Source organism: Actinomadura nitritigenes (assembly GCF_017573545.1).
Classification (GTDB): Bacteria; Actinomycetota; Actinomycetes; order Streptosporangiales; family Streptosporangiaceae; genus Spirillospora; species Spirillospora nitritigenes.
On record NZ_JAGEOK010000023.1, the window covers coordinates 1 to 24,220 of the forward strand.

Here is a 24,220-nt window from a genome sequence, read left to right on the forward strand (position 1 = left end):
GTGTCGGCGGGGTTGGTGCCGGCGTGGGCGGAGGGGACCAGGGAGGCGAAGCCGAACGCGCCGGCCAGGGACAGTACGGCACCGGCGGCGAGGCGGGTGCCCATGCGCTTGGCATCGAAGGTACGAGCGGTCATGAGAAGGGTTCTCCTGAGGTTCTTCCAGTCCGCCTACCGGGTTAGCTGTCGGGTTCGGGCGTGGAAGTGGCCCTACCGCGGCCCTCGCGCATGCGAGGGGTGCGGATTCACCCCGGTGTTTCGGTGGGTCCCCGGCTCCGCACCGCCATGATCGGCGTGGCCTGTGATCGGCGTCGCCTTGATCGGCGATCGTGATCGGCGCTGGTGCGGACTCGGCGGAGGACGTGCCCGAGATCGGCCGTCCTGATGATCAGGGACTCGATGCGCCCTTCGTGATCTGGTCGGGCGCCTCCGGCGGGCTTCCCCGTCGGTCACACATCCACAACAGGTTCAAGGGGCCCCATATTTCGCAAAGCACGCCCCAAGCACCCGCCCCACCTGCAAAGAGCGCCCAAAACCCCGCAAACGCAAGGGCTCAGGCCCACTTCCCCCGACCCAAAAAAAGTTCGGGAGGATCTCCAGGAGCCGGGAAACGGACATGTGGATCACCTGTCGCAGTGACCCAGACCACCCGCAGGGCGGGGCTTTCGGCAGCGGGATGGCCCCGAACGCGCTGGACAGCGCTGAGCGAAGCCGTGCACGTCAGGCCATGAGCGGCGCACGATAACGCTTTGCCGCACGTTCCGGCGGATGGAGCAGAACGGCAGGGACTGCTCGCCGGCCCCAGTAGACAGGCGCCACCCTCTGTGAGGGCTGGCGTGCCGTTGGGCCCGTCGACCAACGGACCCGGCCGCCTGACACCCGAAGGACCCTGCTGCTACTCCCTTAGACCCAGCGGCTCCCCGAGCCGCTGGCAGGCCGGTCGCGGCGACATGCTCCTGCTCCCCCGCCGTGGTCGAGGCGGCGCTGAACCGCGGCGCAAACCTGGTGCGCCGAACGGGCGGTCGGGCAGGCGGCGCGCGAGGCCGAGGTCGCCGGCGCTCACCTGGACCGGGACGCCGCGCGCACCGACGCCGGCAGGCAACGCGAACGCGCGGTTCTCGCCCAGCAGCGCACCGAGACCGCCGAGGCCCTCGTTCCGCCCTCCGGAAGGCTGCCCGCCGTGGACGCCACCGGCCCCGCCGCACTGAATCCGCGCTCGTCTGCGCGGATGGCGAGGAGGGCGTTCTCGACCGCCTGCCCACGCCGCTGTCCACCGAGACGGCTCTTCAGGTGGCCTACGTGATCCTCGCTCTGAACGACGGCCGTCCCGCTACTCCCCCGCCGTCTGATCCGTCCGGGCGTGACCGAGATAGGTGACGATCGGCTTGCCGTCCGGCTCGAGGACGAAACCCGTCATCGCCGGGATCGCCTCGTCGGCGATCCTCCCCTTCCGGCGCGCGACGGTGGCCCGGACCAGGTCGAGGACGTTCGCGGGCTTGAACGAGCAGACGTCCTCGTTCCGCAGCCCGTGAGCGGCGAGCGCGGCCGCGACCTCCTCCGGCGTCCGCAACCGCATGGCGGTGTAGCGGCCGCGCGGCATGATCCGGGTCGGCGGCAGCGCCTGGAAGGCCCCCAGGTAGATCAGCCGGGAGACCGGCGTCCGGTTGACGGTGTCGTAGAACAGGACGCCGTCGGGACGCAGCAGCCGGGCGGCGTGCGCGACGACCCGGTCGAGGTCGCCGGTGATCTCGAAGGTGTCGGCGTAGAAGAGGACGTCGAAGGACGCGTCGGGCAGTCCGGGATCCTCCGCGGACGCGGTCGTGTACTCGACGGTCTCGCCGGCGCCCGCCTCCCGCGCCATCGCGGTCGCCTCGGGTGAGGGATCCAGCGCGACGACGGTGAGACCGAGCCCGGCCAGCCCGCGGGCGAGCAGCCCGCGGCCGCTGCCGACCACCAGGGCGGACCGCCCGGCCGGCTCGATCCCGAGCCGGCGCAGCACCGAGCTCACGTACTCCAGCCGCACGTCCTGGAACGTGAGGGCCCGGATGTGGCGCCCGTCGATGGCGCCGGCCGCACGCGAGTCCAGTTCGATGGTCGGTCCCATGTCGCCTCCCGTTGGTTCCCTAAGGGAACTTTAACCTAGTCCCCTAAGGGAACCCAGATACTCTGGAGGGGTGACCAGGACCTCGCTCACCGACGTCGCGTGCTCGATCGCGCGCGCCACCGACCTGTTCGCGGACGCGTGGACGGCGCTCATCATGCGCGACGTCCTGGTGGGCGTGACCCGCTTTGACGACCTGGCCCGCGACCTGGGCATCTCGCGCAAGGTCCTGGCCGCCCGGCTCGCCCGGTTGGTGGAGGAGGGCGTGCTGGTCCGCGAGCGCTACCAGGACCATCCGCCTCGCGAGCACTACCTGGCGACGGAGAAGGGCAAGGACCTGTATCCGGTCCTGCTCGCCCTGATGCGGTGGGGCGACCGCTGGTACGGGGAGTCCGGGCCACCCGTGCGCATCCACCACCTGGAGTGCGGACACGACACCGAGGCCGTCACCGCGTGCGTCCACTGCGGGCATGAGCTCACCGCCGACAACACCACCCAGCTTCCCGGTCCCGGCGGCCGCATCGGCCCCGGGACCAGTGTCATCGGCCCCCTCATCGCCGCCCGCGAATCCACCACCTGACCCGTTCGCGCCCGCGTCGCCGACTGCTGTGTCAGGTCGCACCCGACGGCCTGGGACCGGCCCTGGTAGGCGGGCCGTCAGGGGCGGGGGATGGCGATCGCCCAGTACGGCGTGGTCGGGGTCGGCGTCGTGTTGAAACGCGCGTTGGGGAGGTATATCCGGGACCCGAAGGCGGCCACGGTCGACGGGACGTCGAACCGGCGATCGGTGACCCGCCGCACGACATGGCCGTCAGTTCCAGCGGCGTTCAAGCGCAGGACCGCGACGGCGTTGTCGTGGCCCTCGACCGCGTACATCGTCCGGCCGCGCAGCAGCAGTCCGTCGCCTTGGCGGAGCGAGTCGCCGTGCAGGTTCACCCGGCGGGTCTTCCCGGTCCAGGTGACGTGGAACAGTCCGCCGGTGTTCGACTGGACGACGAGCAGGCCCTTGCCGTCCGGGGTGGCCGTGATGCCGTTGGAGTTGAATCCCGGCTGGTACTTCAGGTCGCCGATGAGCGGGATCCGCACCGGGGCGGCGGGCAGTCGGCCGCCGCGCAGCGGCAGCTCGTAGAGCACCGGGGCGGTGGAGTCGGTGATCCAGGCCGCGCCGTGGGTGAGGATGATGTCGTTGACGAACGTCGGGCCGGTGGCCACCTGGTAGCGAGCCAGCACCCGGCCGGTCTGGGTGTCGAGGACCCGCACGTCGCCGCCGGTGCCGCCCGCCACGAACAGCCGTCCGTGTGAGTCGAGCTTCATTCCGAGAGACGGTGTTCCGGGCCCCTTGCTGAAGATCGCGCCATGTCCGGTGCGCAGGTTCACGCGGTAGATGGAGCCGTCGGCCATGGAGCTGAAATAGGCGACCGCACCGGGCCCGGTCTCAACGCCTTCGGGTTGGAACCCCTCCGGCAACCGGATCGTGGTGGGAGACGCGGAGGCCGCCTGGGCCGGAGCGCCCGGCGCAGTGACGAGTCCGAGACCGAGCACCAGTACGGCGGCGGACCTTTTACGTAGCATCAGAAAACCTCTCAACGCTGAGGTAACGGTTTCAGCTGTCGCCGGCCGGGGGTGAACGCCTGTGCGCACTCCTCGGTCATGTCGACGATCCATTTCGGGACGCCGTGGCCGATCAGTGTTTTCGCTTGGCGTCGTCGCCGACCGGAAGGTAGGTGATGGGCCTGCCGACGGCGAGGCTCAGTTGGCCGGCGACCTCATCGGACGTCAAGGAGCGCGGGCCGGTGAGGGTGCAGGTCCGGCTGTGGTGGCAGCCGGGGTCGTGGAGAAGGGGGGCCGTGGGCTTTGGACTCGTCGCGGACGTGAGCACGAAGGTCCGCGCAGTCCCTTCCGGTGCGCTCATCAGTGCGGTGGATACGGTTCCGGTGGCTCCGGTGACCAGCACGGTGCGCGACACGTTCATCCTCCTTTTGCGACGGTTGTACGGATCAGTCGCGCGCGGGGGTGCGGGCCGCGTCTGGGGGGAGCTGCGCGGCGGCCATGGCGGTCAGTGCGAGCGTGAACCCGACGCCCTGCCACGCCGTCAGGGATTCACCGAGGAACAGCCAGCCCAGGAGCGTGGCGGTCATGGGTGAGAGCAGGGCGAGGAACGACACGGCGACCACGGGCAGCTTCCCGATGCCGCGGAACCACATCGGGAAGGACAGCAGAGCTCCGACAACCGACAGCCATGCGTAGCCGCCGATCGCAGGAAGATCCAGCCCGGAGGGAAGTCCTTCGAACCCGAGTGCGAGCGGGACCAGTACGATTCCGCCGGCGGTGAGCTGCCAGCCGGCGATGGTCGCCGCGCCGGCGCCGTCCGGAAGACCCCAACGTTTGGTCAGGACGAGTCCGCCGGCCAACACTCCGGCAGCTGCGATGCCGGCCAGGATGCCGAGCAGGTCGAAGGAGAACTGGCCGCGCAGCACCATCAATCCCACGCCCAGTACGCCGACCAGGCCCCAGCCGAGCCGCCGGCGTGTGGGTTTCTCACCGAGGAGCAGGAACGCCAGTCCGGCGACGAACAATGGCAGGACGGCGGTGAGGGTCGCCGCGACGCCGCCCGGCAGCCGGTAGGCGGCGACGAACAGCAGTGCGAACAGCGCGCCGATGTTGAGGGTGCCGAGCAGCAACGAGCGCCACAGCCATCTGCCGCGCGGCAGCCTGCGCGTGATGGCGAGCAGGACCAGCCCCGCCGGCAGCGCGCGGATCACACCGGACGCCAACGGGTAGCCGGGCGGGAGGAACTCGGTGGTCACCAGATAGGTGGTGCCCCAGCTGACCGGCGCCGTCGCGGTCAGCGCGGTCAGGCCCAGAGTGCCACCGACGAGTGCGGGCCCGGGCGCGGTGATCGCGGCAGGTGACGCAGCACCCATGGCATGACCTTTCAACGTTGAAGTGTTTGACGTTGAAGACCGTACGCCGAGCGTCACCCTAACGTCAAACAGTTCAACGTTGAAAGGTTACTTGGTAACTGGCCCGCCACTCGATGAAATCCGGGGGGCGTCACCAGCCGGCTCGTCGCCAAGGGCTACGTCACACGCAACGTCCACCCCGCCAACCGGCGCACCATCGTCCTCACACCCGCCGGCCGCGCCTGACGACCGCGGTGTCCTCATGTGCCCCATAGTTGGGTTGCTCGGTGAGTCGTTCTGCGGCGGGTTTATTGAACTGGCACTGGGGCTGGGAACTGAACGGGGAGCCCCGTCAAGGACCCGAACTGGGCCGACGTGGTCGTGGTCGCGTCAACCCCGTAGCGGGCCGGGTCCACCAGCCGCGCCGACGTCGTCACCCTCGGCGGCAGCACCTTGCCGGTCCGCGGCCGCATCACCCCGTCGGTGAAGATGCTCTTCGCGCCGTCCCCGGTGTTCCACGCCCGCGCATCCACCCGGGAAGCGGGCCGTGCTCGGCGAGCACGTCGGCCGGAGACGGTCCGGGGACGTACGCGGTGGCCATCTAGGGTGGCCTGGCGTCGGGATCGGGATCTGCGTATATGGAGTCCCCCGACCCGGCTCACGCTCTCGAGCGCCGGCGGACATGGTTCGTCGCGCCGGACGTCATCGGTGTGCAATGGCCAGGTAGTGGCTCAGATGGACGGACGCGTCGAGCATCGCGAGCCCCTGCGCGGTGAGCTTTCGCTGCCAGCCGTCGAGGGCGGCGGCGAGGGCGCCCGTACCGCCGGCCTGCCGGACCTGCTCGACCACCGTGCGGATGTGGCTCAGCGGGTAGCCCCCGCGTCTGAGCAGGTGGGTGAGTTCGGCGTCGCGGACGTCGTCGGCACGGAAGACGCGGTAGCCGGTGGCGGGGTCCCGGGCGGGGGCGAGGATGCCCGCGTTCTCCCAGTTGCGCAGGGTCGCGGGCGTGACGTGGAGCCGGTGCGCGAGTTCGCCGATGGTGCGGGTCTCGGGACGTGCCGCCGGTGCCGCGTCGGCGCCGGAGTCGGCGATCAGGTGGTCGACCGCCCGCCGCACCGCGTCGAGGGTGTCCCGGTCGCGGAGCAGCCGGCCGTGGCCGCGGTCGATGGTCCGCAGGGCGCCGTCGAGGTCGCCGCCGTGCACGGCGTTCATGATCTGGCCCGCGACGGCGTGCCCGTACGCGGGGACGAGCGCGAGGAAGGCGCGCAGCGCCGCCGCGTGCGCCTCGGTGTAGATCCGGTACCCGCTGCGCGTGCGTTCGGCGGGCGGGAGGAAGCCGTCCTGCTCGTAGTTGCGCACCGCCTGGGTCGAGATGCCGTGCTCGCGGGCGAGGTCAGCTGGTCGCAAGTGTCATCACGGTTTGAGACTTTACCTGGCTCGATTGCGAGTTATGCCGCCAAAGTCTCAACCGAATTTTCAGAGATACGATTGCGACACATGACTCAGGACATTTGCGGGTTCGTACCCGCGTCATGCGACCTGCTGGGGCTCGGTGAGCCGACGCATCTGGAACCGGCCTTCGGACGGGTCCGCAACGAACTGTTCGCCCGGCTCGTCGAGCGCGGCTTCCGGTCGATCGCCCTGGAGACCGATCGTGTGGCCGCGCTCGCCGTGGACGACTTCGTCCGGCACGGCACCGGAAGCCTCGACGCCGTGATGAGCGGAGGGTTCTCGCACGGCTTCGGAGACCTCGACGCCAACAGGCGGCTGGTCGCCTGGATGCGCGAGTACAACCGGGACCGGCCCGCCGCGGAGCGCCTGACCTTCCACGGCTTCGACGCTTCGATGGAGACGACCAGCGCGCCCAGCCCCCGCACCTACCTCGAGCACGCCCGCGACTACCTGGCACTCGACCACGACATCGCGGGCCTGACCGGCGAGGACGGGCGGTGGAGCCGCATGGAGGCGGTCATGGACCCGGCCATGTCGGTCGGTGAGACGCCCGAGGCCGAGAAGCTGCGCTCGATCGCCGACGACATGCTCAACACGCTCTACGCGCGCGCACCGGAACTGATCGCGGCGACGTCGCGCGCCGAGTGGTACCGGGCGAAGACGCACCTCACCGCCGGCCTCGGCCTGCTGCGGTATCACAAGCAGTCGGCCCAGCGCCTGGAGCAGGCCGCACGCATCTCCCTGCTGGGAGGCACGCGGGACGCACTGATGGCGCGAAATCTTCTGGACATCCGCGACATCGAGGCCCGGCGGGGGCCGACGCTCGTCTTCGCTCACAACCTCCACCTGCAGCGGAACATCTGCGCCATGCCGATGGGGAACATGGAGCTCAGCTGGATCGGCGTGGGCGCCATTCTCGGATCCCTGGTGGACGAGCGGTACGTCTTCGTCGCCGGAAGCCTGGGGCGCAGCGGGATCCTCGGTCTTCAGGAGCCGGACCCGGACACCTACGAGGGCTCGCTTCAGAGCCGAATCGGCACGTGGGGCCTGGTAGAGGCCGCCTCGATAGCCGCTGCCGGTCCGCGCAAGGACGCCGCCCAGCAGCAGACCTATTTCCCGCTCGGCCAGGAGACCATCGACGCGGCGGACGCCGTCCTGCACATCAGCGACGCCTCGACGGCGGCCCCGAATCCCTAGAGCAGGGCCATCGAGCGCTGGCCGGCCGTTCCGTCGGGCGTGGGGCCGCGGCTCGCGCAGCCGCGGGCCGACGGCGGCCGGCACGGCGTCGAACGGCGATAGGTTTCGGGTGTGGACGACACCTCGGACGACGCCCTGGACGTCGACGCCTTCGACGTGGACGCCTTCACCGACGCGATCGAGAGCTTCAACCGGTTCTACATCCGGATTCCGATGCTGGAGAAGCTGCCGTTCACGACGCTGTCGGTGCTGGACACGCTCGCGGCCGGCGGTCCCGTGCGGATGACCGAGCTGACCAGGACCGAGCAGGTGAGCCAGCCCGGCATCACCCAGCTGGTCTCCCGGCTGGAGCGCGACGGGCTGGTGGAGCGCCGTCCCGATCCGGACGACGGGCGCGCCGTGCTGGTCCACATCACCGAGGCGGGCCGGCGGATCTGGCGGTCGCGCCGCGCCGACCGGACGCGGCACCTGGCGCCGCTGGTGGAGAGGCTGACCGGGGAGCAGCGGCGGGCGCTCGCGGACGCGCTGCCCGCGCTGGCCCGCCTCGCCGAGCTCGGCCGCGACGAGGCCGGCCGCAGGTAGACGGGCCGCAGGTGGACCGGCGCGGCGATGGCGGGCGAGCGGGCGCTAGCCGGAGCGCTTCGCCTTGGGGCGGGCGCGCAGGTGGGCGCGTTCGCCCTGGCTGCCGAACAGGACGAGGAACTCGACGGGGTCGGCGTCGACGGCGCCGAACCAGTGCGGCAGCCGGGTGTCGAACTCGGCGGCCTCGCCGGGCGACAGCACCAGGTCGTGCTCGCCGAGGACGACGCGCAGCCGTCCGTTGAGGACGTAGAGCCATTCGTAGCCCTCGTGGGTCTGCGGTGTCGGTTCCCGGCGCTCGCTGCCGGCGGGGATGACGAGCTTGTAGGCCTGGATGCCGCCGGCGCGGCGGGTCAGCGGCAGCATGGTCATGCCGTTGCGGACGACGGGCCGCAGGTGGATGCGCGGGTCGCCGGTGGGCGGCGCGTCCACGAGCTCGTCGAGGGTGACGCCGTAGGCCTTGGCCAGCGGGAACAGCAGTTCGAGGGTCGGGCGGCGGGTGCCGGACTCCAGCCGCGACAGCGTGCTCACCGAGACGCCGGTCGCGGCCGACAGGTCGGTCAGCGTGATCTCCCGCTCGTTGCGCAGCGCCCGCAGGCGCGGGCCGACCGCGTCGAGCGCCTGGTCGAGGTCGTCGTCCATGCGGACCAGTTTGCCATATCGGCAAAGTTGTTTGCGGTTCTCGGCGCCTGGTCCGCATAGTGGCCGCGGAGGTGGTCGAGATGACCGAACGGCTGAAGGACGCCTATGACGTGGTGGTGGTCGGCGGGGGTGCCGCGGGCCTGAACGGGGCGCTGATGCTCGCGCGATCGCGGCGGTCGGTCGTGGTGGTCGACGCCGGTTCCCCGCGCAACGCGCCCGCCGAGGGCGTGCACGGGCTGCTGGCCAGGGACGGGATGCCGCCGGCCGAACTGCTGGAGCGCGGCCGGGCCGAGGTCCGCCGCTACGGCGGGCACGTGGTGGCCGGGGCGGTCACCGAGGCGGCGCGCGAAGGCGCCGGCTTCACCGTCGGCCTGGCCGGCGGAAGGACCGTCCGGGCGCGCCGGCTGCTGGTGACGACCGGGCTGGTGGACGAGCTGCCGGACGTGCCGGGGCTGGCGGAGCGGTGGGGCCGGGACGTGGTGCACTGCCCGTACTGCCACGGCTGGGAGGTCCGCGACCGGGCCATCGGCGTGCTGTCGAGCGGCCCGATGTCGGTGCACCAGGCGCTGCTGTTCCGGCAACTCAGCGACGATGTCGTGTTCTTCGCCCACACCGCGCCGCGGCCCGGCGGCGAGCAGGCCGAGCAGCTGGCCGCCCGCGGCGTCCGCGTGGTGGACGGCGAGGTGGCGGCGCTGGAGATCGCCGATGACCGGCTCGCCGGCGTCCGGCTGGCCGACGGCACGGTGGTCGCCCGCGACGCGCTGGCGGTGGCGTCCCGGATGGTCGCCCGCGCCGGCTTCCTCGCGGGCCTGGGGCTGCGGCCGGTGGAGCATCCGACGGGCGCGGGCGAGCACGTCCCGGCCGACGCGGTGGGCCGCACCGACGTGCCCGGGGTGTGGGTCGCGGGCAACGTGACCGACCTGTCCGCACAGGTCGGTGCCGCGGCGGCGGCGGGCGCGATGGCGGGGGCGCAGATCAACGCCGATCTGGTCGCCGAGGAGGCGCGGGACGCGGTGGCCGCGCGGCGGGAGCCGTTCTCCGCCGAGTCCGAGGCGCGCGCGTGCGAGGCGGTGCTGGGCGACCGCCGCCACGGCGTGTAGCACCGGCGGAGAGGACGAGGCGGTTGCGCGGCCGGACCCTTCCATGCCATCTTGGAACGGTCGTTCCGAGATAGACACGGAGGCGGGAGCGGATGCCCGACGTCAAGCACTTCGACCCGGACGCGGTGCTGGAGCAGGTGCTGCGGCTGTTCTGGCGGCGCGGCGCCGCGTCCACCGGCATCGCCGAGGTGGTGGCGGAGACGGGGATCAGCCGGTCCAGCCTGTACGCGACCTTCGGCGGCAAGCGCGACCTGTACCTGGCCGCGCTCCGCGGCTACGTGGAGCGCCACTCGCGGCCGGTGTTCGACCGCCTCGCGGCCGACGGCCGGGGCCTGCCCGCGATCGCCGGCTTCTTCGCCGGGCTCATCGCCGCCCGCTGCTCGGGCGAGCACGCGCGCTGGGGATGCATGGTGTCCAACGCGCACGCGGGCCCCGGCGGCGCCGAGGACGACGACGTCAGGCGGATCCTGGACGCCCACCACGACGGGCTGTGCGCGGCGATGCGCGCGGCCCTGCGAGCCGCCGACCGGCAGGGGCAGCTGCGTCCGGGCCTGGACGTCGACGGCACCGCGCAGACCCTGGCGCTGCTGGCCTACGGCGTGAACCTGCGGTCGCGCGCGGGCGCCCCCGCGACCGCGCTGACCGCGTCCGTGGACGCCGCCCTCGCCTCCCTGACCCCCGATGAGGAGAACCGATGACCGAGTTCACCGTGTACGACGAGACCGACGCCCCCGAGGCCGCGCGCCCGCACCTGGAGGCGGCCAGGAAGCGGATGGGGTTCGTCACCACCCTGAACGGGGTGATGGCCGAATCACCCGAGCTGCTGGCCGGGTACAACGCGCTGTCGGAGCTGTTCGGCAGGTCGTCGCTGCCCAGGAACGCCAAGCACGTCGTGTGGATCACCGCGAGCGTGCTGAACGGCTGCGCGTACTGCGTGGCGGCCCACTCCACGCTCGCGCTGCGGTCGCGCGTCCCGGCCGAGGTCGTCGAGGCGCTGCGCGGCGGCCGCGCGCTGGAGGACCCGGCGCTGGAGGCGGTCCGCGTCTTCACCGGCGCGATGGTCGAGCAGCGGGGCTGGGTGGACGACGCGCAGGTCGAGGCGTTCCTGGCCGCCGGGTACACCCGCCGCCACGTCTTGGACATCGTGCTCGGGATCGGCATGAAGACGCTGTCGAACTACACCAACCACATCGCGCACACCCCGCTCGACCCCGCCTGGGAGGACCAGGAGTGGACGGCGCCCGCGCCCGCGTGACGCGGATCCGGCCCACGGCTCACCGCACCGAGACGCTCCGGTGGGTGGCGGCCAGCAGCCGCAGCGCGGCGTGCGAGGGGGAGTCCTGCTCGACGGTGTGCGCGATCAGCGCCTGGTCGGGGTCGTCGGGCAGGCGGAGCGTCTCGAAGCCGAGGTCGAGGGTGCCGACGACCGGGTGCCGGTAGACGTAGCGGCCGTGCGTCTTCTCCTTCAGGCCGTGCTCGGCCCAGATCTCGCGGAACTCGGGGCTGGCGGCCGACAGCTCCTCCACCAGCGCGGCGGCCGCCGGGTCGCCCGGATGCCGCCCGACGTCCAGCCGCAGGTAGCCGACGATGTCGGCGGCCTTCCCGCGCCAGTCGGCGTACAGGCTGCGCATGCCCTCGTCCAGGAACACCATGCGCGCGAAGTTGCGATCGGCGGGCGCCAGCGCCCCGAAGTCGGTGATGAGCGCGGCGGCCAGGGCGTTCCAGGCCAGCACCTCGGTGTAGCGGCCGACGATGTAGACGGGCACGTCGGTGGCGGCGTCCAGTAGGCGCCGCAGGCCGGACCGGACCCGCTGGGGCCGCCGCTCGGGCGCCCCGGCGGGCTCGGTGTAGGGGCGGGCCAGGCGGTACAGGTGGCCGCGTTCGACGTCGTCGAGCCGCAGGGCGCGGGCGACCGCGTCCAGGACGGCCTCGGAGAAGTGCAGGGTGCGGCCCTGCTCCAGCCGGACGTAGTGGTCGACGCTGACGCCCGCGAGCCGGGCCAGTTCCTCGCGGCGCAGGCCGGGGACGCGGCGCCGGCCGCCGTGGTCGGGCACCCCGAGCTCCTCGGGCTTCAGCCGGGCCCTGCGTGAGCGCAGGAACTCGCCGAGTTCCGCTCGCCTGTCGAGTGCCATGGACCGATTATCCCGTGCCGTCCCGGGATGCCGGGCCGCGAAGCCTGGTCATGCGGTGCCTAGGCACCGGCCGCCACTGGGTACGGCCGCGCCCGCCGACGAGAGTGATCATCACGAACTCCCGTCGACCTGAGGAGCAAGGGAAATGATCACGACGCGTCCGCTCGGCGGCACCGGCATGGACATCACCACGGTCGGTTTCGGGTCCTGGGCGGTGTCGGGCCCGGGCTGGCGGTTCGGCTGGGGCGCCACCGACGACGCCGAGTCCGTCGCGGCGATCCGGCACGCCATCGGCTCCGGCGTCAACTGGATCGACACCGCCGCGGTGTACGGGCTCGGCCACTCCGAGGAACTGGTCGGCAAGGCGATCGCGGGGCTGCGCGAGGACGAGCGGCCGTTCGTCTTCACCAAGGCCGGCCTCGTCTGGGACCCCGCCGACCCGCAGGCCGCGCCGCGGCGGATCATGAAGCCGGCGAGCGTGCGCCGCGAGGTGGAGGACTCGCTGCGGCGGCTCGGGCTGGAGCGCATCGACCTGTACCAGGTGCACTGGCCCGACACCGGCGAGTCGCTGGAGTACACCGGCGACGGCAGCGGCCCGGTCTCGCCGAACGCCACGCCGCTGGAGGAGTACTGGCAGGTCATGGCCGACCTGAAGGCCGAGGGGAAGGTCCTCGCGATCGGGCTGTCCAACCACTCCCCCGACCTGCTGGACCGGGCCGAGAAGGTCGCGCACGTGGACGCGGTCCAGCCGCCGTTCTCGGCGATCAACCGGTCCGCGGCCGCCGAGATCGCCTGGGCCCGCGAACACGGCACCGGCGTGATCGTGTACTCGCCGCTGCAGTCGGGCCTGCTGACCGGCGCGTTCTCGGCCGAGCGGGCCGCGTCGCTGCCGGCCGACGACTGGCGTGCGGCCCACCACGACTTCACCACCGGGCTGGCGGCGAACCTGCGGCTCGCCGACGCGCTGCGTCCCGTCGCCGAACGCCGCGGCGTGACCGTCGCGGAGGTCGCGATCGCCTGGACGCTGGCCTGGCCCGGCGTCACCGGCGCGATCGTCGGCGCCCGCCGGGCGGACCAGGTGGACGGCTGGATCGGCGCCGGATCGGTCGAGCCGACCCCGGCCGACCTGGACGAGATCGCCGCGGCGATCACGACGTCCGGCGCGGGCACCGGCCCGGCCCGTCCCTGATCCCGCACCGCTTCCGACCACGCGACTCTTCGAAGGAGGCACTTCCATGTCCTTGACCGTCGTCGCCGAATGCCTCGCCTCGCCCGGCCAGGAAGACCGGCTCCGCACCGCCCTGGAGGCGATGATCGAGCCTTCCTTGGACGAGCCGGGATGCCTGGCCTACCGCCCCTACGCCGACCCGAACCGTCCCGCCCGGATGGTGGTCGTGGAGGAGTGGACGAGCGACGCCGCGCTGGAGGAGCACTTCACCACGCCGCACTTCCGCCACGTCGAGCAGGTGCTGGGTCAGATCCTCGCCGTGCCGATGACGGTCCGGCGGCTCGTTCCGGCGCCCTGACCGCGCGTCGCGCGGCCCCGCCGCCGCCCGCGCCGGTCAGGTCGTCAGGAGACCGGCGTGGGCGGCGGCGCAGGCCGCCGCCGCCGCGCGTGCGGCCGCGGCCCGGTCGAGCGGCTCGCCGCTGACGAACAGCCGGTAGTACAGCGGCGCGATGGCGAGCCGGACGACCTCGGCGGGGTCGGTGCCGGCGGGCGCCTCGCCGCGTTCGATCGCGCGCGCGACGATGGCGGCGCTCTGCTCGTGGCGGCGCGCGAAGAACGCGTGCAGGGCGCGGGCGGCGGCGGGGCTCTGCGCGGCGGCCTGCACGAACGCTCGGGCCACGGGCCCGGCCTCGGGATCGGAGAAGCCGGCCAGGACGAGCCCGGCGAGCGCGCGCAGGTCGCCGTCGAGGGTGCCGGTGTCGGGGACCGGCCATGGTTCGCCGGCGGCCAGGTCGAGGGCGTCGGCGATGAGCCCGTCGGTCCCCGCCCACCGCCGGTAGACGGTGGTCTTGTGCACGCCGGACCGGGCGGCGACGCCCTCGACGGTGAATCCCCTGTAGCCCTGCTCGGACAGCTCGGCGAGAGTGGCCGCGCGGACGGCGGCGCGGATGCGCGCGGTGCGGCCGCCGGGGCGGACCGTCCCCGGCCCGGCGGCGGTCATGGACGGGCCCCGCGGCGCCCGGTGTTCCGCACGAACCGATCGTAACGCAACTCCAGTTGCGTTAGTCTCGCCGTCGCGCGGAAAGAAGTTGGACAAGGGGGGACTATTCATGCCGCAGGGTTCGCATGCCACGATCAGGGAGTTCACCGTCACCGACCCCGAAGCGGGTCCTTATGGAATAGCCGCGGGCCCGGACGGCGCCCTGTGGTTCACACTGGTCCACGAAGGGCGCATCGGGCGGATGGTGCCGGGCGGTGAGGCGGACTTCCATCCGGCCGCCCCCGTCCCGGCCGGGCCGATGAACATCACCGCGGGCCCGGACGGCGCCCTGTGGTTCACCGGACTGCGCGGCGACCGCGTCGGCCGGATCGACACCGGCGGCCGTGTGACGATGTTCGAGGTCCCCCCGGGCGGCCCCTGCGGCATCACCGCCGGGCCGGACGGCGCGCTCTGGTTCACCCTCATGCGGACCGACCGCATCGGCAGGATCACCACCGCCGGGGAGGTCACCGAGTTCCCGCTGCCGGTGTCGGGCGCCATGCCGTCCATGATCACGGCGGGGCCCGACGGGGCGCTGTGGTTCACCCTCAACCAGGGCAACGCGGTCGGGCGGATCGCGCCCGGCGGCGACGTCGCCGTGCACGCCCTGCCGACCGAGGGCGCCGCGCCGGTCGGGATCACCGCGGGCCCGGACGGCGCGCTGTGGTTCGCCGCGATCGGCACCGGCCACATCGGCCGGATCGCCACGGACGGGAAGGTGACCGAGTTCCCGCTGCCCGACCCGGCCGCGCGCCCGCACGCCATCGTCACCGGCCCGGACGAGGCGCTGTGGTTCACCGAGTGGGGCACCGCGCACATCGGCCGCATCACCCCCGAGGGCCGCATCGACGAGCATCCGCTGCCGAGGCCCGGAAGCGAGCCGCACGGCATCGCGCTCGGCCCCGACGGCGCCCTGTGGGTCGCCTTGGAGACCGGCGCGCTCGCCCAGGTCGTGCCCGGCTGACGGAACCCCGGCCCGTGCGGTCGCGGAAGGTTCCAGCGCGGGCGAAACGTTCGCGGGTCACCGTGGACGGATGAGATCACCGACCGACACCAGCGCCCAGACCGCCACCGAGAGCACCGGGCCCGCGCCGGTCCCCCGCCGCGGCGCGATGCTCGCCATCCTGTGCGCCGGGATGTTCCTGGTACTGCTGGACGTGACGATCGTCAACGTCGCCCTCCCCGGCATCGGCCGCGCGCTCGGAACCGGACTGCCCGGGCTGCAGGGAGTCGTCGACGGGTACGCCGTCGCGATCGCCGGGCTGCTGCTCGGCGGCGGCGCGCTCGGCGACCGGATCGGGCACCGCCGGATGCTGCTGGCGGGGCTCGGGCTGTTCGGGATCGCGTCGCTGGCCTGCGGCTCCGCGCCCGGCCCCGGCCCGCTGATCGCGGCGCGGGTCGTCCAGGGCGCGGGCGCGGCGCTGCTGCTGCCCGGCAGCCTCGCGGTCATCACCGCGGCGTACCCGGGCCGCGCGGAGCAGGCCCGCGCGCTCGGGGTGTGGGCGGGCATCTCCTCCACGGCGCTGCCCGCCGGGCCGCTGCTGGGCGGCGCGCTGGTCGACTCCGCCGGCTGGCGGTGGATCTTCCTGCTGAACGTACCGATCGTCGCCGCCGCCATCGCCGGGGTGCTCGCCGTCGTCCGGGAGCCGCGCCGGGAGCGCCCGGAAGGCGCCCGCCCTCCGCTGGACCGGGCCGGGATGGCGCTGGCGCCGCTCACCCTCGGCGGGCTGGTGTGGACGGTCATCGCCGCGGGCCACGGCCACCTCGAGGAGACGGTGCTGACGGCGGCCGTCACGATCGCCGCGGCGGCCGCGTTCGTGTGGGCCGAGCGCCGCGCGGCGGCGCCGATGGTGCCGGGAGGGCTGCTGCGCGCGCCCGCGTTCCTCGGCGCCAACGGCATCGCGCTGGCGATGAACCTGGTCACCAACGGCGTGCTGTTCGTCGCGACGCTCAAGCTGCAGCAGGCCGAGCACCATTCGGCGTTCACCGCGGGGGTGCTGCTGATGCCGATGGCGGTGCCGCTGGCGCTGCTGGCGCCGGTCAGCGGCCGGCTCACCGCCCGGTTCGGCACCCGCCTCCCGCTCGGCGCCGGAACGGCGCTGGCCGCCGCCGGATGCCTCAGCCTGCTGCGGGTCGGCGCCGGCACCCCCTACCCGGTGCTGCTGCCGACGCTGCTGGCCATCGGGATCGGCGACGGCCTGATCGTGACGGCCGTGGTCGCCGGGGCGATGCGCGCCGTCCCGCCCGCGCACGCCGGACTGGCGGGCGGGTTCAACAACACCGCCCGGCAGGTCGGGACGGCCCTCGGCGTCGCGGTGTACGGGGCGGTCGCCGGCCCGGCGCTCGACGCGGCGCGCTTCACGGCGGGCCTGCACGCGCTGGCGTGGGTGAGCGTCGGGCTGTGGCTCGCCGCGTTCGCGCTCACCGGGATCGTCCCGAACCGCTGAAATTCGGTTGGCACGGCCGGACGGGTCCGTTAGAACGGTCGGCATGCTCCGCAAATACCCCCGCACCCGGCACATCGAGGGCTCCCGGCTGCAGCCGGGGGACCACGACCTGGCCGCGCGGCCGTTCTCGGCGATCGCCGGGCGGTACCTGGTGGTGGAGGAGAAGCTGGACGGCGCCAACTGCGGCATCAGCTTCTCCTCCGACGGGGAGCTGCGGTTGCAGAGCCGCGGCCACTACCTGACCGGCGGGCCCCGCGAGCGGCAGTTCGGGCCGCTGAAGGCGTGGGCCGCGTCCGTCCAGCACGTCCTGCGGGAAGGCCTCGGCGACCGGTACGTGATGTACGGGGAATGGCTGTACGCCAAGCACACCGTCTTCTACGACGCTCTCCCCCACTACTTCTGCGAGTTCGACGTCCTCGACCGGCGCGACGGGACGTTCCTGTCGACCGCGCGCCGCCGCGAGCTGCTGGCCGGGACGCCGGTGGTGTCGGTGCCCGTCCTGCACGAGGGGACGCTCCCGGACCTGGGCGCGCTGACCGCGTTCGTCGGCCCGTCGACCTGCCGCACCCCCGCCTGGCGGGACGCGCTGCGCGCGGCGGCGCAGGCGGGCGGCGCCGACCCGGACCGGGTCGCCGCCGAGACCGACAAGTCCGACGAGATGGAGGGCCTCTACATCAAGGTGGAGGAGGACGGGGAGACGGTCGACCGCTACAAGTGGGTCCGGCCGGGCTTCCTGACCGCGATCCTCGACTCGGGGACGCACTGGCAGGAGCGTCCGATCGTCGCCAACGGCCTGGCCGACCCGGAGGTGCTGTATGCGGGTGTTCGATGACCTGTGCCCGGCGCCGCCGCACTGGGACGTCCGGTGGGACGACATCCGCGAGGCGTTCGGGTGGGTGCGCGAGATGGCGGGCGTCCCGCAGGACGCGGTGTTCCACGGCGAGGGCGACGTCGAGGTCCACACCCGGATGGCGTGCGAGGCGCTCGCGGCCCTGCCGCAGTGGCGGGCGCGCCCGGCCGCCGAGCGGGTGCGGCTGTTCGCGACGGTGCTGATGCACGACATCGCCAAGCCGCACTGCACCCGCACCGAGGACGACGGCCGGATCAGCGCGCGCGGCCATTCGCGCCGCGGCGACCTGATGGTGCGGCGGATCCTGTGGGAGATGGGCGCGCCGGTCGCGTGGCGCGAGCACGTCGCCGCGCTGATCCGCCACCACCAGGTGCCGTTCTGGGCGCTGGAGCGCCCCGACCTGCAGAAGATCGCGTTCCGGGTGAGCCTGCTGGCCCGCAACGACGACCTGGTGCTGCTGGCGTCGGCCGACATCCTCGGCCGGATCTGCCCCGACACCGACGAGCTGCTGGACAACGTCGCCCTGTACGGGGAGTACTGCGCCGAGCAGCGGTGCCTGGACGCTCCGCGGGCGTTCCCGTCCGACCACGCGCGGTTCTGGTACTTCCGCAAGGACGATCGCGACCCCGACTACGCCGCCTACGACGACACCCGCTGCACGGTGACGGTGCTGTCGGGGTTGCCGGGCGTCGGCAAGGACCACTGGATCGCCGCGAACCGCCCGGACGTGCCGGTGGTGAGCCTGGACCGTCTTCGCACCGAGATGGGGGTCTCCCCCGCCGGTGACCAGCACGCGGTCGTCGCCGCCGCGCACGAGCTGGCCCGCGGGCATCTGCGCGCCGGCCGGTCGTTCGTGTGGAACGCCACGAACGTGTCGCGGACGCAGCGCGAGCAGTGCACCGGTCTCATCGCCGGCTACCAGGGCCGGGTGGAGCTGGTGGCGCTGGAGGCGCCCCCGGCGGTGCTGCGCGACCGCAACCGCGGCCGGACCGCGCCGGTTCCGGACGCCGTCATCGACCGGCTCGTCCGCCGCTGGGAGACGCCCGATCCGACCGAGGGCCACCGCGTCGACTGGCTGAGCACGGCCTGACCAATAGAGTTCTCGGGTGCGCTTGTATCTGTCGTCCTTCCGGCTGGGCGGGCATGCCGACCGGCTGCTCGCCCTGCTGCGGGCACCGGCGGGGGCCGGGGCCGCGGTGATCGCCAATGCTCTGGACGCGGAGTCCGAGGACGACCGGCGGGGCGGGGTCCGGAGCGAGGTCGCCGCTTTGACCTCGCTGGGGCTGCGCCCGACCGAGATCGACCTGCGGCGGTACTTCGGCCGCCCCGCCTGTGACGTCGCGGCGGAGCTGGCGCGCTTCCCGCTGGTGTGGGCGCGGGGCGGCAACGCGTTCGTGCTGCGCCACGCGCTGGCCCGCAGCGGCGCCGACGCCGCGCTCACCGGCCTGCTCGGCCGCGACGCGCTCGTGTACGCCGGGTACAGCGCGGGCGGCTGCGTGCTGGCGCCGAGCCTGCGCGGCCTGGAGGCGTGCGACGACCCGGACGCCGTGACCCGCGTCCACGGGGACCCGCCGGTCTGGGACGGCTTGGGCGTCCTCGATCACGCGCTGGTCCCCCACGTCGACTCCCCGGGCCACCCGGAGTCGGCGGTCCTGACGGCCGTCGCCGCCCGCTACCGCAGCGAAGGCGTCCCGCATCGGCCGCTGCGCGACGGGCAGGTCCTGCTGGTCGACGGCCCGGAGTCGCGGGTGCTGTGACCCCGGGAGGGGCGGGCCGCCGGGCGGCGCCGGCGGCCCCCTCGCTCAGTGCTGGGTGCGGTGGGCGTTCAGATGGCGGGCGGCGGTGAGGTGCGGGGCGGGGCCCGCCGGCGCCGGAGCGGCCGGTGCCGGGGCGGCGCCGAAGATGCCGGTGAACAGGTCGGTGCTGTTGGTCGCGGGGCCGGTGTCGTTGGTCTCGATCACCGCCGGCTGGAACCCGTGCCCGGTGGCCGCGACGCTCTCGTAGTCGCCGAGGAAGTGGCCCCACCCCGCGTACGGCGCCTTCAGCCAGTCGAAGACGCGGGAGATGCGGCGCTCGGACGGCCGGTTCTCGCCGCCGCGCGGGAAGGTGGCGTACCACATGGCGGTGGGCAACGTGCTGGTGTCGCCGGGGCGCAGGTAGCGCAGGTCGTAGTAGGTGATGGCGACCGTTCCGCGGGCGTCCACCGCGATGGACGGGGTGAAGGCGGGCGCCGTGGGCGCCCGGTTGACGCGCACCGGACCCGACCAGGTGCGGCCCCCGTCGGTGGAGTGGACGAGCTGGATCTGGTCGTAGGAGCCGGTGGGGTCGGCTCCCTCGAACGTCGCGTACAGCTCGCCGGTCACCGGGTCGACGGCGGCGCTGATGAGGTTGGCGCCGCCGCGCAGCGCCTTGGACGGGTCGTCGGGGGCGTTGGGGTCGACCTCCGGCACGGAGGTGTCGGGGGCGATCGTGACGGGGGCGCTCCAGGTGCGGCCCTGGTCCTTGGAGGTGACCACGGCGAAGTGCAGGTCGACCGGCTCGGTGGCGCTGACGTCGCTGTAGGTCTGCCATTCGAAGAAGTCGTACAGGACGTCGCGGCGGGCGTCGGCGACGATGACGTTGCCGATGGTCTGCGAGTTGGGGACCGCGCCGGTGTCCACGAACGGGTGCGGGGGCGTCCAGGTGCGGCCGTGGTCGCGAGTGATGGCGATGTAGGAGGGGCCGGTGTAGTGGGCGCCGGGTCCGGTGGTGACCTGGTCGATGCGGTCCCAGACCTGGTAGGCGGTACCGGGGTGGCGCGGGTCGGCGGTGACGGAGTTCTTGTCGTCGACGATGGACGGGTCGGTGTCGTCGATGAGCTGGGTGGTGTGGGTCCAGGTGCGTCCGCCGTCGTAGGAGGTGGCGGCGCCGACGCCGTTGCGGGGCGTGCTCACGTCGAAGTCCAGGCCGCTGGCGTAGGCGACGCCGTCGGGGCCGAAGTCCACCCAGGCGTCGGAGGCCCGTTCGTAGTCCAGGCCGCCGGGGGCGCACTTGCTGAACGGCAGCGTGGTCTTGGTGAAGTGCCGTCCGTCGCGGCTGTAGGAGGCGGCGACGCCTTTGGCGCCGCCGTCGGACCAGCGGTCCTGCTGGTAGACGGCGATGACGCGGCCGGGTCTGTGCCGGTCGGCGGCGATCCACGGTTCCACTTCGGCGCCCGGGTAGACCGTGCCGTTCGGGCTGGCGCCGGCGGTGCAGGCGGCGTAGGGGTCGCCGGGCGAGATCGGGTGGACGGGCTGCGCGGCCGGGCCGGGCGCCGCGTGCGCCGCGGGCGCGGTGGCGAGGGCGGAGCCGAGCAGCAGCGCGGCGGCGGCGATCGTTGTGCGGGTCGTCATCGGGGGGAGCTCCTCGGGGGTGAGTGGAGCCGGAAGGAGGGGGTGAGTATCTGCTCGTCGTCGGGCGGGACGGGCGCTGGGAGCAACGCCCGCGCGGAACGTAGATCCACATCAGCGGACCCACAAGACCCGATGGCCGACCCCGGACACTCACGCCGGGTCCGGAACCGGCCAGGCGGGCACAAGCGGGCGCAGCGCCGGCGGTGACCGCCCCCTGGCCGCGGTCGGCGGCCCCTGCCCGGCGCGACCCTGCCAGGGCGTTCATGATGTGGCGGTTCGTCAGAGGTCATCCGTATCGCGAACGCCGATCTTGACATGTGAGACGCCGAAGAGGGAGGCTCGACCCGTGTCCGATCATGGAACCGGTCCCGGCCGGAAGCCCGGCGGGGAACCGGTCGCGCTCGTCACCGGGGCGGGCTCGGGCATCGGCGCCGCCGTCGCCGTCGCCCTGCTGGACCGCGGCTGGCGGGTGGCCCTGGCCGGGCGCCGCGCCGCCCGCCTCGCGGACACCGCCGCGCGCGCCCGCGACGCCGGGGACCGGGCGCTGCCCGTCCCCGCCGACGTCACCGACCCCGCGTCGGTCGAGGCGCTGTTCGGCGCCGTCGCCGAGCGGTGGGGACGGCTGGACCTCCTGGTCAACAACGCCGGGGTGTTCGGCGCGCCGCAGCCGGTCGAGGAGTTCTCGCACCGCGAGTGGCGGACCGTCCTCGACACCAACCTCACCGGCGCGTTCCTGTGCGCCCAGCAGGCGTTCCGCATGATGAAGGAGCAGGACCCGCAGGGCGGCCGGATCATCAACAACGGGTCGCTGTCGGCGCACACCCCGCGCCCCCTGTCGGCCGCCTACACCGCCAGCAAGCACGCGATCACCGGCCTCACCAAGACGCTGTCGCTGGAGGGACGCCCCCACCGGATCGCGTGCGGGCAGATCGACGTCGGCAACGCCGCGACGGAGATGACCGGCCGGTTCGGGTCCGGCACCCTGCAGGCCGACGGGACGGTGAAGCCCGAACCGGTGATGGACGTCCGGCACGTCGCCGACGCCGTGCTGTACATGGCGGGGCTGCCGCTGGAGGCCAACGTGCAGTTCATGACGGTGCTGGCCACCGCGATGCCCTCGTTCGTCGGCCGCGGCTAGGGGCCCGGCGCGCCGCGTCCCACGTTTAGGTCCCCACCAGGGGGAACGGGTCTGCCGTCAGGCTTCGAATCGACGGCACGCGGAGGGGGCCTGAGGCCATGAGCACCCTGCGGACACACGACGGCCGGAGCGCCGCCGAGATCACCGGGGCGTCCCGGCAGGACGCCGGACGCGCCCCCGCGGTCCTCAACGGGAACAGGAGCGAGGCCGGGACGGGCGAGCTCGTCCGGCAGGCGACGCAGCAGGTCTCGGAACTGATGCGGGCGGAACTGCGGCTCGCCGTGGCGGAACTGAAGGACAAGGGCCGGCACGCCGGCACCGGCGTCGGCATGTTCGGCGGCGCGGCGCTGGTCGGCCTGTACGGGGCGGCGGCGCTGCTCGTCGCCGTGATCGCCGCGATCGCGCTGGTGCTGCCGGTGTGGGCGTCGGCCCTCATCATCGGGGGCCTGCTGGTGGCGGTCGCGGGCGTGCTGGCGCTGCTCGGCAGGGCGCAGACCAAGCGGGCGACGCCCGCCAGACCCGAACGGGCGATGGACGAGGCGCGCATGACCGTCCACGACCTGAAGGAGAGGGCGACGCACCGATGACCACCCAGGGCAGGCACGGCGCCGACGCCGGCACCGAGGAGCTGCGTCAGGAGGTCGACCGGGCCCGCCATGAGCTCGGGGAGACGGTCGAGGCGCTGGCGGCCAAGGCCGACGTCAAGGCCATGGCCCGCGACAGGGCCGACCAGGCCAAGGCGATGGCCCGCGAGCGCGCCCTGCGCGCCCGGCGGGCCGTCGCGTCCCGGCAGGCGCGGATCAGGGCCGCGCAGGGCGGCGCCGCCGTCGCCGCGGCGGGCGCCGCCGCGGCGCTGACGGTGTGGATGCGGCGCCGCCGCACCGCGCAGGCGCGGCTGCGCCGCCGGATCCGCAACGCACCGGTGCAGGTCCGGGTCCGGCGGGCGCAGCGCGCCCCGATCCGCCTGCGCCGGACCGGCCGCGGACCGCTCAAACGCTGAGAGAGGACCCCGGAATGCGCAGGCCCTCCGCGCCCACCGATCTGCCCGTCACCTCGTGGGGACGCGCCGCCAAGCGCGCCGTCGGCGAGTTCCAGCGCGACAACCTGTCGGACTGGGCCGCCGCCCTCACCTACTACGCCATCCTGTCGATCTTCCCGGCGATGCTGGTGGTGGTGTCGCTGATCGGGCTCGGCGGCAAGTCGGTCACCAGCGACCTCATCGACAACCTCAGCGGGATCGCGCCGGGCGCCGTGAAGACCGTCCTGGTCAACGCGATCACGCAGCTGGAGCACAATCGCGCCGGAGCCGGGGTCGTCGCGATCATCGGCATCCTGGCCGCGATCTGGTCGGCGTCGGGGTACGTGGGCGCGTTCATGCGCGCGTCCAACGCCATCTACGACATCCCCGAGGGGCGGCCGATCTGGAAGACGCTGCCGCTGCGCGTCGGCGTCACGATCGTCACGCTGGTCCTGCTGTCGGCCTCGGTCATCGCGGTGATCGTCTCCGGTCCGCTCGCCCGCAAGGCCGGCGACCTGCTCGGCCTCGGCTCGACCGCGGTCATGGTCTGGGACATCGTCAAGTGGCCGGTGATGCTGCTCGTCGTCAGCTTCCTGTTCGCGCTGCTGTACTGGGCGGCGCCGAACGCCAAGCGCGGCTTCCGGTGGGTCACCCCGGGCGGCGTGCTGGCCATCCTGCTGTGGCTGGCGGCGTCCGGGGTGTTCGCGGCCTACGTGGCGAACTTCTCCAATTACAACAAGACCTACGGCAGCCTCGCCGGCATCATCATCTTCCTGGTATGGCTGTGGATCAGCAATCTGGCGATCCTGCTGGGCGCGGAGATGAACGCCGAACTGGAGCGCGGCCGCGCCATCGCCGCCGGGCGGCCCGCCGGGGCCGAACCGTATGTCGAATTCCGCGACACCCGGGGGTTCAGCGAGGAGGAGAAACGCGAGACCGGCGTCACCGGCGGCAGGGACGCGGGCGGGAATGCGGGCGGCCGCGACGGACGGCACGGCGCCACCCGCTCCTGATCCGGGGACGCCCGTACGACCAGCGTGCGACCGGGTGGTTACCGGGGAACCACGGGTCGCCCAACGGTCGGGCG

Annotated in this window: 26 protein-coding genes and 1 riboswitch; of the genes, 17 read left to right on the forward strand and 9 right to left on the reverse strand. The window is 73.2% G+C overall.

Going from position 1 to position 24,220, the window contains the following annotated elements; genetic code table 11:
* Positions 1 to 150: 150 nt before the first annotated feature.
* Positions 151 to 301, reverse strand: a riboswitch (cyclic di-AMP (ydaO/yuaA leader).
* Positions 302 to 1,326: 1,025 nt separating this feature from the next.
* Entirely contained in the window at positions 1,327 to 2,100 is a 774-nt protein-coding gene (locus J4557_RS31240; protein ID WP_208270350.1) for a methyltransferase domain-containing protein, read from the reverse strand.
* Between the two features lie 70 nt (positions 2,101 to 2,170).
* Here J4557_RS31240 and J4557_RS31245 point away from each other — a divergent pair, with 70 nt between their 5' ends.
* Positions 2,171 to 2,677 (forward strand): winged helix-turn-helix transcriptional regulator, encoded by a 507-nt coding sequence (locus J4557_RS31245; RefSeq protein WP_208270351.1) that lies wholly within the window; start codon positions 2,171 to 2,173, stop codon positions 2,675 to 2,677.
* Positions 2,678 to 2,754: 77 nt separating this feature from the next.
* Here J4557_RS31245 and J4557_RS31250 read toward each other — a convergent pair whose 3' ends face one another.
* From J4557_RS31250 to J4557_RS31265, 4 genes are all read right to left on the reverse strand, one after another.
* Positions 2,755 to 3,411, reverse strand: coding sequence for an NHL repeat-containing protein (locus tag J4557_RS31250; protein ID WP_208270352.1), 657 nt, complete (start codon positions 3,409 to 3,411; stop codon positions 2,755 to 2,757).
* Positions 3,412 to 3,781: 370 nt separating this feature from the next.
* On the reverse strand, positions 3,782 to 4,063 hold the full coding sequence (locus tag J4557_RS31255; RefSeq protein ID WP_208270353.1) for a hypothetical protein: 282 nt from the start codon (positions 4,061 to 4,063) through the stop codon (positions 3,782 to 3,784).
* A gap of 31 nt (positions 4,064 to 4,094) precedes the next feature.
* Positions 4,095 to 5,021 (reverse strand): EamA family transporter, encoded by a 927-nt coding sequence (locus J4557_RS31260; protein WP_208270354.1) that lies wholly within the window; start codon positions 5,019 to 5,021, stop codon positions 4,095 to 4,097.
* A gap of 681 nt (positions 5,022 to 5,702) precedes the next feature.
* On the reverse strand, positions 5,703 to 6,407 hold the full coding sequence (locus J4557_RS31265) for a TioE family transcriptional regulator (RefSeq protein WP_208270355.1): 705 nt from the start codon (positions 6,405 to 6,407) through the stop codon (positions 5,703 to 5,705).
* Between the two features lie 90 nt (positions 6,408 to 6,497).
* On the opposite strand from J4557_RS31265, the gene J4557_RS31270 reads away from it, so the two are divergent.
* Positions 6,498 to 7,649, forward strand: coding sequence for an erythromycin esterase family protein (locus tag J4557_RS31270; RefSeq protein WP_208270356.1), 1,152 nt, complete (start codon positions 6,498 to 6,500; stop codon positions 7,647 to 7,649).
* 111 nt (positions 7,650 to 7,760) lie between these two features.
* Entirely contained in the window at positions 7,761 to 8,231 is a 471-nt protein-coding gene (locus tag J4557_RS31275; RefSeq protein WP_307800311.1) for a MarR family winged helix-turn-helix transcriptional regulator, read from the forward strand.
* A gap of 45 nt (positions 8,232 to 8,276) precedes the next feature.
* Here the strand turns inward: J4557_RS31275 and J4557_RS31280 are convergent, their stop codons facing one another.
* Positions 8,277 to 8,870: a helix-turn-helix domain-containing protein gene (locus tag J4557_RS31280; RefSeq protein WP_208270357.1), complete on the reverse strand. Its 594-nt coding sequence runs from the start codon at positions 8,868 to 8,870 to the stop codon at positions 8,277 to 8,279.
* Between the two features lie 80 nt (positions 8,871 to 8,950).
* On the opposite strand from J4557_RS31280, the gene J4557_RS31285 reads away from it, so the two are divergent.
* From J4557_RS31285 to J4557_RS31295, 3 genes are all read left to right on the forward strand, one after another.
* Entirely contained in the window at positions 8,951 to 9,970 is a 1,020-nt protein-coding gene (locus J4557_RS31285) for an NAD(P)/FAD-dependent oxidoreductase (protein ID WP_208270358.1), read from the forward strand.
* A gap of 92 nt (positions 9,971 to 10,062) precedes the next feature.
* The gene (locus J4557_RS31290; RefSeq protein ID WP_208270359.1) at positions 10,063 to 10,668 is read left to right on the forward strand and encodes a TetR/AcrR family transcriptional regulator; all 606 of its coding nucleotides are present in this window, start codon (positions 10,063 to 10,065) and stop codon (positions 10,666 to 10,668) included.
* Positions 10,665 to 11,225 carry a carboxymuconolactone decarboxylase family protein gene (locus J4557_RS31295; protein WP_208270360.1) on the forward strand — a complete coding sequence of 187 codons (561 nt, stop codon included), beginning with the start codon at positions 10,665 to 10,667 and terminating at the stop codon, positions 11,223 to 11,225. The genes J4557_RS31290 and J4557_RS31295 overlap by 4 nt, the downstream gene beginning before the upstream one ends.
* A gap of 19 nt (positions 11,226 to 11,244) precedes the next feature.
* Here J4557_RS31295 and J4557_RS31300 read toward each other — a convergent pair whose 3' ends face one another.
* A complete protein-coding gene (locus tag J4557_RS31300) occupies positions 11,245 to 12,102 on the reverse strand; it encodes a helix-turn-helix transcriptional regulator (protein WP_208270361.1) in 858 nt (285 codons plus the stop codon).
* A gap of 145 nt (positions 12,103 to 12,247) precedes the next feature.
* Between J4557_RS31300 and J4557_RS31305 the strand changes: the two genes are divergently transcribed.
* Positions 12,248 to 13,291 (forward strand): aldo/keto reductase, encoded by a 1,044-nt coding sequence (locus tag J4557_RS31305; protein ID WP_243776632.1) that lies wholly within the window; start codon positions 12,248 to 12,250, stop codon positions 13,289 to 13,291.
* A gap of 46 nt (positions 13,292 to 13,337) precedes the next feature.
* On the forward strand, positions 13,338 to 13,628 hold the full coding sequence (locus J4557_RS31310) for a putative quinol monooxygenase (protein ID WP_208270362.1): 291 nt from the start codon (positions 13,338 to 13,340) through the stop codon (positions 13,626 to 13,628).
* Between the two features lie 36 nt (positions 13,629 to 13,664).
* On the opposite strand, the gene J4557_RS31315 is transcribed toward J4557_RS31310, so the two are convergent.
* Positions 13,665 to 14,270, reverse strand: coding sequence for a TetR/AcrR family transcriptional regulator (locus J4557_RS31315; RefSeq protein WP_208270363.1), 606 nt, complete (start codon positions 14,268 to 14,270; stop codon positions 13,665 to 13,667).
* A gap of 109 nt (positions 14,271 to 14,379) precedes the next feature.
* Between J4557_RS31315 and J4557_RS31320 the strand changes: the two genes are divergently transcribed.
* The 5 genes from J4557_RS31320 (at position 14,380) to J4557_RS31340 (ending at position 19,363) form a co-directional block, all read left to right on the forward strand.
* Entirely contained in the window at positions 14,380 to 15,273 is an 894-nt protein-coding gene (locus tag J4557_RS31320; RefSeq protein WP_208270364.1) for a Vgb family protein, read from the forward strand.
* Between the two features lie 70 nt (positions 15,274 to 15,343).
* Entirely contained in the window at positions 15,344 to 16,756 is a 1,413-nt protein-coding gene (locus J4557_RS31325; protein ID WP_243776633.1) for an MFS transporter, read from the forward strand.
* Positions 16,757 to 16,799: 43 nt separating this feature from the next.
* Positions 16,800 to 17,588 (forward strand): RNA ligase family protein, encoded by a 789-nt coding sequence (locus tag J4557_RS31330; RefSeq protein ID WP_208270365.1) that lies wholly within the window; start codon positions 16,800 to 16,802, stop codon positions 17,586 to 17,588.
* Positions 17,572 to 18,696 carry an AAA family ATPase gene (locus tag J4557_RS31335; RefSeq protein ID WP_208270366.1) on the forward strand — a complete coding sequence of 375 codons (1,125 nt, stop codon included), beginning with the start codon at positions 17,572 to 17,574 and terminating at the stop codon, positions 18,694 to 18,696. Before J4557_RS31330 ends, J4557_RS31335 begins: the two co-directional genes overlap by 17 nt.
* A gap of 16 nt (positions 18,697 to 18,712) precedes the next feature.
* Complete coding sequence (locus tag J4557_RS31340; RefSeq protein WP_208270367.1) at positions 18,713 to 19,363, forward strand: Type 1 glutamine amidotransferase-like domain-containing protein; 651 nt, start codon at positions 18,713 to 18,715, stop codon at positions 19,361 to 19,363.
* A gap of 45 nt (positions 19,364 to 19,408) precedes the next feature.
* On the opposite strand, the gene J4557_RS31345 is transcribed toward J4557_RS31340, so the two are convergent.
* Complete coding sequence (locus tag J4557_RS31345) at positions 19,409 to 20,977, reverse strand: sialidase family protein (RefSeq protein ID WP_208270368.1); 1,569 nt, start codon at positions 20,975 to 20,977, stop codon at positions 19,409 to 19,411.
* Positions 20,978 to 21,323: 346 nt separating this feature from the next.
* Here J4557_RS31345 and J4557_RS31350 point away from each other — a divergent pair, with 346 nt between their 5' ends.
* The 4 genes from J4557_RS31350 (at position 21,324) to J4557_RS31365 (ending at position 24,146) form a co-directional block, all read left to right on the forward strand.
* The gene (locus J4557_RS31350; RefSeq protein WP_208270369.1) at positions 21,324 to 22,115 is read left to right on the forward strand and encodes an SDR family oxidoreductase; all 792 of its coding nucleotides are present in this window, start codon (positions 21,324 to 21,326) and stop codon (positions 22,113 to 22,115) included.
* Positions 22,116 to 22,213: 98 nt separating this feature from the next.
* A complete protein-coding gene (locus J4557_RS31355) occupies positions 22,214 to 22,702 on the forward strand; it encodes a phage holin family protein (protein ID WP_208270370.1) in 489 nt (162 codons plus the stop codon).
* On the forward strand, positions 22,699 to 23,115 hold the full coding sequence (locus J4557_RS31360; RefSeq protein WP_208270371.1) for a DUF3618 domain-containing protein: 417 nt from the start codon (positions 22,699 to 22,701) through the stop codon (positions 23,113 to 23,115). Before J4557_RS31355 ends, J4557_RS31360 begins: the two co-directional genes overlap by 4 nt.
* 14 nt (positions 23,116 to 23,129) lie before the next feature.
* Positions 23,130 to 24,146, forward strand: coding sequence for a YihY/virulence factor BrkB family protein (locus J4557_RS31365; protein ID WP_208270372.1), 1,017 nt, complete (start codon positions 23,130 to 23,132; stop codon positions 24,144 to 24,146).
* The last annotated feature ends 74 nt before the right edge of the window (positions 24,147 to 24,220 follow it).

Bases quoted from the DNA above. Each gene is read 5' to 3' on its own strand.
- J4557_RS31300 (WP_208270361.1), bottom strand. From the start codon at position 12,102: ATGGCACTCGACAGGCGAGCGGAACTCGGCGAGTTCCTGCGCTCACGC.
- J4557_RS31330 (WP_208270365.1), top strand. From the start codon at position 16,800: ATGCTCCGCAAATACCCCCGCACCCGGCACATCGAGGGCTCCCGGCTG.
- J4557_RS31260 (WP_208270354.1), bottom strand. From the start codon at position 5,021: ATGGGTGCTGCGTCACCTGCCGCGATCACCGCGCCCGGGCCCGCACTC.
- J4557_RS31270 (WP_208270356.1), top strand. From the start codon at position 6,498: ATGACTCAGGACATTTGCGGGTTCGTACCCGCGTCATGCGACCTGCTG.
- J4557_RS31325 (WP_243776633.1), top strand. From the start codon at position 15,344: ATGAGATCACCGACCGACACCAGCGCCCAGACCGCCACCGAGAGCACC.
- J4557_RS31345 (WP_208270368.1), bottom strand. From the start codon at position 20,977: ATGACGACCCGCACAACGATCGCCGCCGCCGCGCTGCTGCTCGGCTCC.
- J4557_RS31320 (WP_208270364.1), top strand. From the start codon at position 14,380: ATGCCGCAGGGTTCGCATGCCACGATCAGGGAGTTCACCGTCACCGAC.
- J4557_RS31365 (WP_208270372.1), top strand. From the start codon at position 23,130: ATGCGCAGGCCCTCCGCGCCCACCGATCTGCCCGTCACCTCGTGGGGA.
- J4557_RS31280 (WP_208270357.1), bottom strand. From the start codon at position 8,870: ATGGACGACGACCTCGACCAGGCGCTCGACGCGGTCGGCCCGCGCCTG.
- J4557_RS31360 (WP_208270371.1), top strand. From the start codon at position 22,699: ATGACCACCCAGGGCAGGCACGGCGCCGACGCCGGCACCGAGGAGCTG.
- J4557_RS31240 (WP_208270350.1), bottom strand. From the start codon at position 2,100: ATGGGACCGACCATCGAACTGGACTCGCGTGCGGCCGGCGCCATCGAC.
- J4557_RS31355 (WP_208270370.1), top strand. From the start codon at position 22,214: ATGAGCACCCTGCGGACACACGACGGCCGGAGCGCCGCCGAGATCACC.
- J4557_RS31335 (WP_208270366.1), top strand. From the start codon at position 17,572: ATGCGGGTGTTCGATGACCTGTGCCCGGCGCCGCCGCACTGGGACGTC.
- J4557_RS31290 (WP_208270359.1), top strand. From the start codon at position 10,063: ATGCCCGACGTCAAGCACTTCGACCCGGACGCGGTGCTGGAGCAGGTG.
- J4557_RS31285 (WP_208270358.1), top strand. From the start codon at position 8,951: ATGACCGAACGGCTGAAGGACGCCTATGACGTGGTGGTGGTCGGCGGG.
- J4557_RS31305 (WP_243776632.1), top strand. From the start codon at position 12,248: ATGATCACGACGCGTCCGCTCGGCGGCACCGGCATGGACATCACCACG.
- J4557_RS31310 (WP_208270362.1), top strand. From the start codon at position 13,338: ATGTCCTTGACCGTCGTCGCCGAATGCCTCGCCTCGCCCGGCCAGGAA.
- J4557_RS31315 (WP_208270363.1), bottom strand. From the start codon at position 14,270: ATGACCGCCGCCGGGCCGGGGACGGTCCGCCCCGGCGGCCGCACCGCG.
- J4557_RS31250 (WP_208270352.1), bottom strand. From the start codon at position 3,411: ATGAAGCTCGACTCACACGGACGGCTGTTCGTGGCGGGCGGCACCGGC.
- J4557_RS31295 (WP_208270360.1), top strand. From the start codon at position 10,665: ATGACCGAGTTCACCGTGTACGACGAGACCGACGCCCCCGAGGCCGCG.